The following is a 10,630-nucleotide window of genomic DNA, read 5'->3' on the forward strand; positions in this document are numbered from 1 at the left end:
TAAACGAAACTGTTTCGTTTTGATATTTTGAATGATAGCAGCCAAACTGGCGCTGTCAAGCTTTTAAAACTAATTAGTTTCGATTATTATTGAGGAAGGGTAATACTTAAGTCAGGGGGCTAACATGAGCCGTAAAGAGGTTAATAGGCAAAAAGCCATTGATGCGACATTAGCTTTGTGTCTGAAACACAGCTTTCACGGTACCAGTATGGACTCCATTACTGCGGCAACAGGGATGTCTAAAGCAACGATTTATCGGCATTTTGATTCCAAAGAAAAGCTCATTGCTGAAGCCTTGGAGTTTTATCGCCAGCAATCGACTGAAGTTTTAACGACATTGTTCCAGGATCCAGCTTTATCATTACAGGAAAAGCTGTCAGCCCGATTTGTTATGCTAAAAGAGTCATTTGATAGCCAGGAGTTTCAAGGTTGCTACTTTCAAAAAGCACATAATGAATATTGTAATGAGGATCCAGCTATTTCTGGGGTTTGTTCTCTATACAAGATTGAACGGACTCAGATGATCGCGGAGCTGTTGCTCGCACATGATATTGTCAATGCAAAGGAAAAAGCAAAAAGGGCTGAGCTGGTCTTCAATGGACTATTGGCTTCGCTGCTTGTGAACTCTGATCGTTCACTCATTGATCTTGCCCAGCAGATGTACTTTGAGCAGTTGGAAATTGCCTTATAAGGAAAGCCGCTTACTGATGCATTATTTGATGTGTCTTCGACTGTTTTAGCCACGATGGTTAGTCAACCATCATTTCTTTCATTGATGTTTTTGATCAGGCCGTTTCTTATAGCGGCTTTTTTGCCCTAACATCACGCAGGCCCTATACCTGCTTTAATGTAATGGGTGCTCAACGCACCAGAGGCTGGATTTAAATGTGATATTTGAACCTGCTAGGTATGTCACTGGTGGTTGCTATCCAAGATCTCTTTTAAATACATCTCTTTAGTGATGTCGATGAGCGCTGCGTTCTTGGTTATATGTAACGCAGCGATCAGGCCACTGAAAATCAGCTCTGCTTTCATAGCTTTTGCCGGGGCATCATCAACCTGGTGTCTGATTAACAGGTCGGTGATCAAATCAACTTTGTCCTGGCTCTGCTGAGTACAAATTGAAGTTATATCTTTATCCTTATTACAGAACTCACTATAGGCCTGCTGGAAGTAGCAGCCATTAAATTGGTCATTGATCACCAACTGACGAAGTCCTTCAAATCGGGCTTCTACTTTTTGTATTAAAGACAGTTTTTTGTCATTCACTATCTCAGTCAGTGAATCGGTGTATGTATTGGCATAATGATTAAGTGTCTCGGATATCAGGTGCTCTTTTGACTTAAAATACCGATAAATTGTCGCTTTAGACATCCCTGTTGCCGCAGTAATTTCATCCATACTGGTACCTTGGTAACCGTTTCTAATGCAGTGTTCTGCTGTCACCTCGATGATTTTCAGCTTCTTATCCTGCTTGTTGTTCATGCGTCATCCTCCGACATTTAACACCCCAAATGTAAACTAAACGGTTTCGTATTAAAAGTGTTGACGCATGGTTTTTTTCCGTTATGATTGATCTACATCAAAACTAAAACGTTCAGTTTACTTGTGAGGTGTTATATGTCTATTCGAACAGCTGTACTATCTACAATTCTACTGGTTACGGCTTCAACTGCGATGGCTGATCTCAAACATGACCGTGATGACAACATCAGCGATCGCCATACGAAAGCACTTCGGCTAAAAGCTTTTGAAGGTGAACCTAGCTATCAAGCAAAAGTTTATTCACGACTGTCAGTATCAACGCTGCGTGCCACGGAGTTACGCTTAAGAGCTTTTAAAGATAGTTCTTTTGATTTGGCTCGATTAGGGCAAACGGGTGGTTATGACTTTTCTCATAATGCTTCAATCTATGATGCAAATGGTCACTATCGCAATCACCGATGATTAATAAATAGCAGTGTTTCAAGTTCATTTTTTGTAATTTTTGTATGTCCATTAATTTTTTACTGGTTTGTTTATATTATGCAAATTACTCTTATTAAAAGTAAGAACACTCAAATTAAGGTGCGATCATTACACCCACTTATTATTTCAACGGTATACTTTTGGGGGCTGGCATTGCTACTGGCAGCTTCAGCCCTGGTTATTCGTTTTGAAGTTACCCAGCTCAGTGGAAATATTGGTGAAAATTCACTAGTGGAATATTTACAGGAAAGCTATCTCTTCATTGCCGGGAGTCTTTTCACTGCAGTGGCTATCATACGCAGTGAACAACGGGGGTTTGCATTTCTAGCCAGTACATTGTTTTACATTATGTTAATTCGAGAACTTGACGGTTTACTCGATCAAATCAACCATGGCTTTTGGAAGTACCCGGCATGGCTGTTAGCAACGAGTGCTATTGGGTATGCGTTCTTAAACAAGAAAACGTCAATTGAACCACTAACTAAATACGTCAATCATGAAAGCTATGGTCTGATGTTGGCTGGTATATTGATACTATTGGTTTTTTCTCGTATTTATGGAATGGGCGATGTATGGCAAGGAATTATGAAGGAAGGTTATATGCGTTCAGTAAAAAACTTGGCAGAGGAAGGTGTTGAACTACTAGCTTATAGCCTGATCGTGTTTTCAGCAGCTTGGTATTGTTTTTCTGAATTGTTAAAAACAGATAAGTAAGCCTAATCATTTAAATAGATTAACAAAAAGCAATATTAAATGGTTATGTTTTTTACCGTGATATTTGTAAGTAAAATTATAAAACCTTTACTTTTGGTAGCTTTCTTTAATTATGCCACGAAGGCTTTAGATTTCATGTTTTAATTTAAATATTCTCCATTGGTATCACCTAAATTAATTAGGTGATTTTATTCAGGTGACCATGATCACCGCCATGGCTGCGGCAGAACGCAAAAATCCTGAAGAATGGGCGAAGAAATTTACAGGTCGCAAACGTGATGAAGAAAAGACCGTGAAAATTATCGAGTTACTAACTTTAGGCTTGAGCGTTCGTAAGGTAGCCGAAGAGGTTGGCGTGAATCCTTCAACGGTTCAACGGACTCAATAAGGCTCAGCATGCGTCCGCTATGCCAAAGCTTAACGTTGATATTGTGCAGTGCTAATGCGTTGGACTGTAGTGGTATTAGGTGTAACAGACTGTTCTTAAGGTTTTACACTCTATCGTTATAAAATGGTTGATTAGCGCGAATTTTTAAAACCGGAAGGTAAAACTTGATGTCGGACAAAGAAAGAAGATTTGGTGAAAATGCAACACTGGTTTCGGTAACGGACTTAAATGGAGTTATCAAATATTGCAACCGTGACTTCATTGAAATCAGTGGATATACAGAAGAAGAGCTTATTGGTTCAAACCACAACATTGTCCGCCATGAAGATATGCCAAAAGCCGCATTTGCAGATTTATGGACTACGGTAAAGTCCGATAAACCATGGAAAGGTATGGTAAAGAATCGGTGTAAAAACGGTGATTATTACTGGGTTGATGCCTATGTTACCCCTGTGTTTGAAAACGGTAAGAAGGTAGGATATCAGTCGATAAGAAGCAGCCCAACCAGAAAGCAAATTGATGATGCTCAATTATTGTACAGAGACTTAAACAACAATCTTCATAAGAAAGTACCAAAGCCTAGCTTCTACGCAAAAATGACACTAGCGTCAAAGGTGAATGCTATCGTTGGCCTAGCTTTTGTTACCTTTCTATCGATGCAGTGGAATGAGGGACAATTAATTAGTTCTGACCTTTTTCATATTGTCAGTAATCTATGGATACTTTTTCTTTTTGCTTTGCTGATGTATGTCATTAATTTGGATGTAGTAAAACGTATTAACAACCTGACACGCATTCTTAAGAAATTGTCGGCGGGTGATCTAACTGAAAGAATTGAGATCATCAGGCATGATGAGATTGGTGAGACCGTGATGTCAGCCAAAATGCTTCAGGGTAGGCTGAAGGCGGTAATTGGGCGGTTTGGCGAATCATCACGGGATTTAGTGCTTGCTACCAATGTACTTGCGGATACAAGCCGTACTACCAAAGAAAGCATGAACCTGCAACACACTGAAACCGAACTGGTAGCAACAGCGATGAATGAGATGAGTTCAACGGTAACTGAGATTGCTCAAAATACGTCCAGGACTTCAGAGCTTGCTGCGACTGCTAATTCTGCTGCTCAAAATGGGAAAGTAATAGTTTCATCAACTAGAAATACCATTCTTGAACTATCAGAGACCCTTAACTTGATCTCTAATTCAATCATGGAGCTTGCCAACGAGTGTCAGCAAATAAGGGATATTACGGATTCCATTAGTGGTATTTCCGATCAAACAAATCTGCTGGCTCTGAACGCTGCTATTGAAGCGGCTAGAGCAGGTGAAGCTGGTCGGGGGTTTGCTGTTGTAGCTGATGAAGTCAGAATACTTGCATCAAGGACGCAAGAGTCAACGGTTGAAATTGATACAATGATTGAAAAGTTGCAACAGGGAAGTAGCAATGCCGTGAAAGCTGTAGAGGAAGGAATGGAAAAGGTCTCTGCGTCTGTCAGTCAGATCCAGAGTACAGAAGATGCGTTTACAGAAATTGTTGATTCAGTAGTAGATGTGAATGACATGAATATGCAGATAGCAACTGCGGCTGAAGAACAATCCAGTGTCGCGGAGGAGATGAATCAGAATGTCACTTCAATTAGTATGCAATCTTATAAGACTGCTGATAGTGTTGTTCAGCTAGAAGAAAAAGTTGAGGCGCTAACTCAAATGTCGGTATCTCTTGAACTTCAAATAGATCAATACGATCTCGGGGATTTTGTTTCTGCTAAGTATTGATGAGCTGTTGAACTAACTTTCCTCTATTTGTTGAAGAGGTATTGTCCGCAAAAAAGTGAACTTAAACCATATATTAAATCAGTACTTAGTAATATAAGGAGCTGATATGAATAAGAAATCTAAGTTCACTTCCTCCCCCCTCAATTGCCTTCCGAAAAATCCCGCCCCGTCCAAATCTACAGAGCTTGAATTTTCAGTTGCGTCGCAAAGTTATGTTGAAGTACAAATGTACTGATTTTCAGATACAATTAGGTTGCTAGCGCGTAAAATTGCTCCCAAACAGATGAGCCTTCAGGGTTGTCGAGCTGCCCATTTTTAATCATCGACCACAGTTCTATACCAGCTCATGTGGCCTTTGCTCCTTCGTCAGATTTCCACCCCAGTGCCTGGTTCATTTTACCTTTCACTCTGCAGTGGCTTTGCTTAACAATATTGTTCAGATACTTAATTGAAAGGGTTTCAATTAGACTCAGCATGTGCCCGCTATGCCAAAGCTTAACATTGATATTGTGCAATGCTAATGCGTTGGAATGACTGCCATCAATTACCACCTTTTCAGGTAATCCATGTTGGCCGATGGCTTTTTGAAAAAGGCTCTGGCTGCCTTTTCATCTCGCTTATCACGCAGGAGATAATCAATCACATCACCATATTTTTCAACGGCTCGGTAGTAGTATTTCCATTGGCCTTTTACGTTGATATAGGTGAAGTCCATCCGCCACGAAGAAGCTAGTGGGCTTCTTCTTTTTGCGAGCTCGATGCTCCAGTAATGGCACATACTTAATCACCCAACGGTTTAATGTTGAGTGATTGACATTGATGCCTCGTTCTGCATAGATTTCTTCAATTTCACTGAAGCTGAGTTTATAAGAAACGTAATAACGAACAACCTGGAGGATGATGTCGGAAGGAAAGTGGCAGCCTGAAAAATTGAGCGTCATTGTGAGAGAAGTAGTGAGTGGTGACGGAGATCATAACTTACTGCTCCAGCTTGCGACAGAACCTCTACTTCAGATCAAAATAAGCTGATAGGTACGCGCACCAACTCATAACTCGTAGTTTCATATACACATTTTGAGTATTCTTATCACTAATTGTATTTGCATAACAAAATGTTATTGGTAGTATATTTAAACATGTACATGAATGGTGATTATATATGTTGGGTGTATGTTTTTTAGGCGCTAACAGAAAGGCTATATTTGCAGCAGTATGAGCATTTGCTCTATGTTGGTTTATATCCTTTATATGTTTCCTTGCGTAGGAGAGATGTTCGTAGATTAATAAAACATTAAGTGCTCTAATACCCCACGAGTTGTGGACAGCTTCTATATTTAGCAATTAGAGTAAATGTATACACTATCTCATTACCTAAGCATCACAATGAGACTGTTAAGTGAATGATGGTTATTAACTTAGCATAAGCATACTTAAGACCACTTCAAAAACAGATGTACCAGAATGATCTGAAGAAATTTGATTGGAGTGCGACCTGCTATGAGTTTAAGCAAGCCGTAGCCGTGTTAAATGAAGGGCATGAAAATGCTGCCAAGTTTTAAGAATAGTGGTTGGTACAGTTAATTTATCAGAAGAAAATATTGTTGAATGACCTTTGTTCATGAGGAACGCACGCATGTAAATTCCGAACCATCATTTAAAGGTGATGAAACTACATAATTATACTATTTTTTTGCAGAAACAGAGTATGGTTCCTTTAAATGGGTTGTGGATGTATCTCTAGGATTAACCGGTATGGATATTAATGACTGGCAATGTATTCATTCGCCAGATGGAATAGAAATAATTGATGATTTTAGCTTTACCGTTCAGGATGATTAATATCACAAGGCATGCATAGCACCAAGGTGATGTTTTACACTCGATACTTTTGGTATGGAGTTCAATATGCTTGGGGTGTTCATCATGTCACACCCACTTGCAGGAGTTATTTTTTCTTGTGTATAGGAAGATACAAGTGGAAGTAGAAATATTTAATATCAAATTTGATGGTTATTGGCGAGAGTTTTACAAACAAGGCGTACCTGACGAATCAGGAATTTATTGTGTTTATACCTGTGTTTATAATGCATATAAGCAAGCCGTGAGATTGAAACAACACGTTTATACTGGTGAATCTGAAAATGTTAGAAAACGTTTATCTGATCATGAAAAGCAACCTAAATGGGAAAAGCATCTTAAAGAAGGTGAAATGTTGTGTTATACGGTTGCAAAAGTACCTTCAGAGAATCGTGTTCGATGTAAAGCTGCGATAATTAATAGGCACAGACCACCAGTCAATACTGAATATGTTAATAACTTTCCATTCGATAAGACTACAATTAGTCTATCTGATAAAACGGCAAAGCTGGTAACGGATTTTACTGTTCACAGAAAAGACTAAAATCAAATATCATAGTGATACCTTATGTACGACCAGATCGATATTGATTTTGATGAAAATGGTTAGAATATCATGATGCATCTTATGCTCAGTGTTATGGCGCAACAATTGAATAGAATGATAAATGAATACTTTTTTAATAATTTCAGGAATTTTAGCTTCAATTGCAGTGATTGGTCATTGTACTGTTGGTCAGAAACAGTTTCTCTCCCCTACTCTAGCAGCTGAATTTGATCTTGTGGCTAAGAAGGTTATGCATAGTGTTTTCCATTATGCATCAGTATTTTTGACTTTATCGGCTTTAGGGCTGTTAGCATCCGGCTTTGGGTATCTCAATGATGAAAGTGCTAAAACATTATGTCTGTTTATTGCCTCTAATTACTCTTTATTTGCAGTATGGCAAATAGTGATAGCTCTTAGTTCATCAATCAAGAAACCACTGACAAAATTATTCCAATGGTTGTTTTTTATATTAATAGCTGGTTTTTCGTTCCTTGGTGCACAAACGTTATAGGAAAGCTATCATCTTGATTTAGTATATCTACACTCTTGGTTTGTTATTATTTAGTGGTTAAACTAATGATTTAGAGTTGTTTTTGATTGGTCCAAAAACATTCCTATATTAATAATAAACATAAACTGTTAATGGAAAAGCAAAATAATGTTTGAAGCTCCTATTAGTTGTTCGAATTGTAAAGCAAATTTTACTGTGAAAGTAAAAAAATTGCATTCAGGGACAAAAATTGAGTGTAGTAAGTGTAATATTATAATTAATATCTCTGATAATGAAAAGGAAAAAACGTTAAAACTTGTAAATGACTTGAATAAGTCATTTGAAAGCATGTTTCTGCAAAATTAGTAAAAAACAATCAAGGTGGCATTCTAAACTCTGTGTATTTTGGAAGAGACTTGGTGTATTTGTTGGGGTGCACCTTAAGTCTAAAGTGATGTTTTAAGGGAGTTATATGGAACTTAGTCAAGGTTTAAGATTTGAAATTATTCAAAAAAAGACATTAGAAACTTTAAACAGTTGTGAACGTCTAGCTATTAAGTCTGAACAGGATTTGAATGAGGAGCAAAAAAGTTTCGAGGCCAGTTTTAGTGAAATAGAAAAGTCGTTAAAAAAGTCAAAATCGTTAAAAAGAATCGACAACAAGAAGCATTCAAACACACTAATAGACGAATATTGGGAACTTTATGAGTCTTTTTTTAATATTTATCGAAAAACTGAGATTGTTAACTCATACATGATTTTAGAACAAGGGCTGAAGTCATTGTGTGATACTTACGAAAATATAATTAATAGTCCTATCAAAATCAAAGATTTATCTTCTTCAGGTCACGTTGAAAAATCGCGTAAATATCTTACAAAAGTCGTTGGTTTCGAATTTTCAACTAATGTATTGTGGCGGGAAATTAAAGTTATCCAACAAATAAGAAATAGAATTCTGCATGATGACGGAGTTATTAATCCAAACAACAAAGAACTCAGAGTTTATATTGAAAATCATTCAAAATTAACACTGGGCAAAGATGATATGTTAATAATTTCACCTGGATATACGGTATACTGTTATGGTGTTATAAAGGATTTTTTCATACAGCTGTTTGATACCAAACCAGAATATATGAAAAAAAAGGCAAGGTGAAGTTTTGAACCTTGCACTCTTGATATAAGATTTGGTGCGCATAATGAAAATTTTAACGCATCGTACTTCTTGTATCAGGAAGAAACATGAAATTGATAAATCTTGTGTGAGAAATACTTTATGGAAATATTTTTATATAGAAGTTTTTTTCTCAGAATAATTCCATTAAAATTTTAGGTGTATAAGCGGACTTTTGTTACCAGTCAATATTAACACAATGAACATTGTTTTAATAATCAAAAGAATGTTGAATATTGAATGGCTTGCATCGTAATACAACTTAATCTTTGCAACACAAAAAGGGTAACGTCATGTGTACACGTATTTTGAATAACATCAACAAGGAACACGTTACTGTTGGTCGTAATATGGATTGGGAGTTTTCACTTGAAGCAACTATCTTTATGAACCCTGCAGAAGGTCTTCGCATTGGAATGAGCAAAAATGACTGTAAGGACGAAAATTTAGATGTATCTGAAGCTCTTACATGGGATGTAAAGTATTCGTCAATTTCCACAATGATTGGTGATGAGATACTTGGCTATGGTTTTTGTGATGGTATCAATAATCATGGTTTAGTTGTTAATGCACTTTATGATACAAGCTGCTCTTTCAGTGAATTGCCTCTTAGTAAAGGTCAAAAAGCTCTCAGCGTTTTAAGATGGGGCCAGTACCTGCTCGATTGCTTTACAGATGTTGCTGATGTGGTCCGTCACTTCTCTGATAACAACATTCGCCTGTATGGTGGAGATATTCCAGGAGACGTCAACTCCGATGCTGTACTACATGTATCTGTCTCTGATAAGAAAGGAATGTCAGCAATATTGGAAGTAGAAGATGGCTTAGTTAAGGTCCACAGCAGTCAAAACTTCACTGTTATGACAAACCAGCCAGATTACAACACCCAACTTAAATTAATGGACTACTGGTTTTATCAGTGGAATAAATCGGAAGTTACAAATTTTCATCCAGCATTTACTGTTCCTGGTGGTTATGATCCGGTGCAACGATTTGAGCGAGGTTGCTTCTATCGATATATGCAAAACCCGCTGGCTGAGGGAACTGATCCTGTTGCCCAGGTACGATCAATGGTTGCAACCTGTAATGTGCCACCATCCTTTGAAGAAATGCATCCATTAAGTCTTGTGGATAGAGTTAAGAAGAAATACGATTATTCACTCAACTCTTACACTTTGTGGACTAACGTTAGCGATTCAAAAAACCTGCGCTACTACTTCATCAGTAATGAAAGCATCCAGACCATTTGGTTTGACCTTACCGAAAAGCTCACCGAGTGTAAAAAACTGGTTATTTCCGACTCTTTTACAAAAGCTGAAACCATGGGACTGGCAAACAACCTTATGGAAACCAGCCACTTCTCTCCATTTGGGTTTCTGTCGCAAAGTTATGCCGATATATGAGCATTCATGCGGTCTCTCAACATTTAGGTATTCGTTGGGAGACAGTAAAAAGGTAAAGGTTCATCAAGCTGCCACGAAGAGTCTGTCCGGATGAATTGATGGCAACGAAACTTCTTGCGTAATGCCGGGGCATATTCAATGAACCAACGATAAATAGTCGAACGATTTACCGAGATCCCCTGCTCTGCCAGCATGTCACTGAGGTTTGCGTAACTCATTGATGTCGAACCATACCAACGAAGGCACCAAAGAATGATCTCCGATGCGAAGTGTTTCCATTTATATTCGGGGTTGGTCATTGAGTAGCTAGATTC

Annotated in this window: 10 protein-coding genes and 2 pseudogenes; 9 read left to right on the forward strand and 3 right to left on the reverse strand. The window is 38.0% G+C overall.

The features are described from left to right. The first annotated feature begins 124 nt into the window (after positions 1–124). Positions 125–691 carry a TetR/AcrR family transcriptional regulator gene (locus tag AC51G0_RS31120; RefSeq protein WP_496304347.1) on the forward strand — a complete coding sequence of 189 codons (567 nt, stop codon included), beginning with the start codon at positions 125–127 and terminating at the stop codon, positions 689–691. Between the two features lie 221 nt (positions 692–912). Here AC51G0_RS31120 and AC51G0_RS31125 read toward each other — a convergent pair whose 3' ends face one another. After that, entirely contained in the window at positions 913–1,485 is a 573-nt protein-coding gene (locus AC51G0_RS31125) for a TetR/AcrR family transcriptional regulator (protein ID WP_496304348.1), read from the reverse strand. Positions 1,486–1,620: 135 nt separating this feature from the next. Here AC51G0_RS31125 and AC51G0_RS31130 point away from each other — a divergent pair, with 135 nt between their 5' ends. The 4 genes from AC51G0_RS31130 to AC51G0_RS31145 all read left to right on the forward strand — a co-directional run bounded on the left by AC51G0_RS31130 (position 1,621) and on the right by AC51G0_RS31145 (position 4,845). After that, positions 1,621–1,947 (forward strand): hypothetical protein, encoded by a 327-nt coding sequence (locus AC51G0_RS31130; RefSeq protein ID WP_496304349.1) that lies wholly within the window; start codon positions 1,621–1,623, stop codon positions 1,945–1,947. 78 nt (positions 1,948–2,025) lie between these two features. Further along, entirely contained in the window at positions 2,026–2,682 is a 657-nt protein-coding gene (locus AC51G0_RS31135; protein WP_496304350.1) for a hypothetical protein, read from the forward strand. A gap of 202 nt (positions 2,683–2,884) precedes the next feature. Beyond that, positions 2,885–3,070 (forward strand): helix-turn-helix domain-containing protein, encoded by a 186-nt coding sequence (locus AC51G0_RS31140; protein WP_496304351.1) that lies wholly within the window; start codon positions 2,885–2,887, stop codon positions 3,068–3,070. Positions 3,071–3,237: 167 nt separating this feature from the next. Continuing rightward, entirely contained in the window at positions 3,238–4,845 is a 1,608-nt protein-coding gene (locus tag AC51G0_RS31145) for a methyl-accepting chemotaxis protein (RefSeq protein ID WP_496304352.1), read from the forward strand. A gap of 344 nt (positions 4,846–5,189) precedes the next feature. On the opposite strand, the pseudogene AC51G0_RS31150 reads toward AC51G0_RS31145, so the two are convergent. Continuing rightward, a pseudogene (locus AC51G0_RS31150) lies at positions 5,190–5,786 on the reverse strand (IS6 family transposase). 1,034 nt (positions 5,787–6,820) lie between these two features. On the opposite strand from AC51G0_RS31150, the gene AC51G0_RS31155 reads away from it, so the two are divergent. The 4 genes from AC51G0_RS31155 (at position 6,821) to AC51G0_RS31170 (ending at position 10,316) form a co-directional block, all read left to right on the forward strand. Continuing rightward, positions 6,821–7,246: a hypothetical protein gene (locus AC51G0_RS31155; RefSeq protein ID WP_496304353.1), complete on the forward strand. Its 426-nt coding sequence runs from the start codon at positions 6,821–6,823 to the stop codon at positions 7,244–7,246. Positions 7,247–7,370: 124 nt separating this feature from the next. Beyond that, the gene (locus AC51G0_RS31160) at positions 7,371–7,760 is read left to right on the forward strand and encodes a hypothetical protein (protein WP_496304355.1); all 390 of its coding nucleotides are present in this window, start codon (positions 7,371–7,373) and stop codon (positions 7,758–7,760) included. A 451-nt stretch (positions 7,761–8,211) separates the two neighbouring features. Continuing rightward, complete coding sequence (locus AC51G0_RS31165) at positions 8,212–8,895, forward strand: hypothetical protein (RefSeq protein ID WP_496304357.1); 684 nt, start codon at positions 8,212–8,214, stop codon at positions 8,893–8,895. A 311-nt stretch (positions 8,896–9,206) separates the two neighbouring features. Next, entirely contained in the window at positions 9,207–10,316 is a 1,110-nt protein-coding gene (locus AC51G0_RS31170) for a linear amide C-N hydrolase (protein ID WP_496304359.1), read from the forward strand. 59 nt (positions 10,317–10,375) lie between these two features. Here the strand turns inward: AC51G0_RS31170 and AC51G0_RS31175 are convergent. Beyond that, positions 10,376–10,615: pseudogene (locus tag AC51G0_RS31175) on the reverse strand (transposase domain-containing protein); the annotation flags it as partial. Between the last annotated feature and the right edge of the window lie 15 nt (positions 10,616–10,630).

The organism is Photobacterium sp. HL06, from assembly GCF_059552575.1.

Excerpts from the sequence above, each read along its gene's own strand:
- AC51G0_RS31120 (WP_496304347.1), top strand. The coding sequence starts at position 125 with ATGAGCCGTAAAGAGGTTAATAGGCAAAAAGCCATTGATGCGACATTA.
- AC51G0_RS31125 (WP_496304348.1), bottom strand. The coding sequence starts at position 1,485 with ATGAACAACAAGCAGGATAAGAAGCTGAAAATCATCGAGGTGACAGCA.
- AC51G0_RS31130 (WP_496304349.1), top strand. The coding sequence starts at position 1,621 with ATGTCTATTCGAACAGCTGTACTATCTACAATTCTACTGGTTACGGCT.
- AC51G0_RS31135 (WP_496304350.1), top strand. The coding sequence starts at position 2,026 with ATGCAAATTACTCTTATTAAAAGTAAGAACACTCAAATTAAGGTGCGA.
- AC51G0_RS31140 (WP_496304351.1), top strand. The coding sequence starts at position 2,885 with ATGATCACCGCCATGGCTGCGGCAGAACGCAAAAATCCTGAAGAATGG.
- AC51G0_RS31145 (WP_496304352.1), top strand. The coding sequence starts at position 3,238 with ATGTCGGACAAAGAAAGAAGATTTGGTGAAAATGCAACACTGGTTTCG.
- AC51G0_RS31160 (WP_496304355.1), top strand. The coding sequence starts at position 7,371 with ATGAATACTTTTTTAATAATTTCAGGAATTTTAGCTTCAATTGCAGTG.
- AC51G0_RS31165 (WP_496304357.1), top strand. The coding sequence starts at position 8,212 with ATGGAACTTAGTCAAGGTTTAAGATTTGAAATTATTCAAAAAAAGACA.
- AC51G0_RS31170 (WP_496304359.1), top strand. The coding sequence starts at position 9,207 with ATGTGTACACGTATTTTGAATAACATCAACAAGGAACACGTTACTGTT.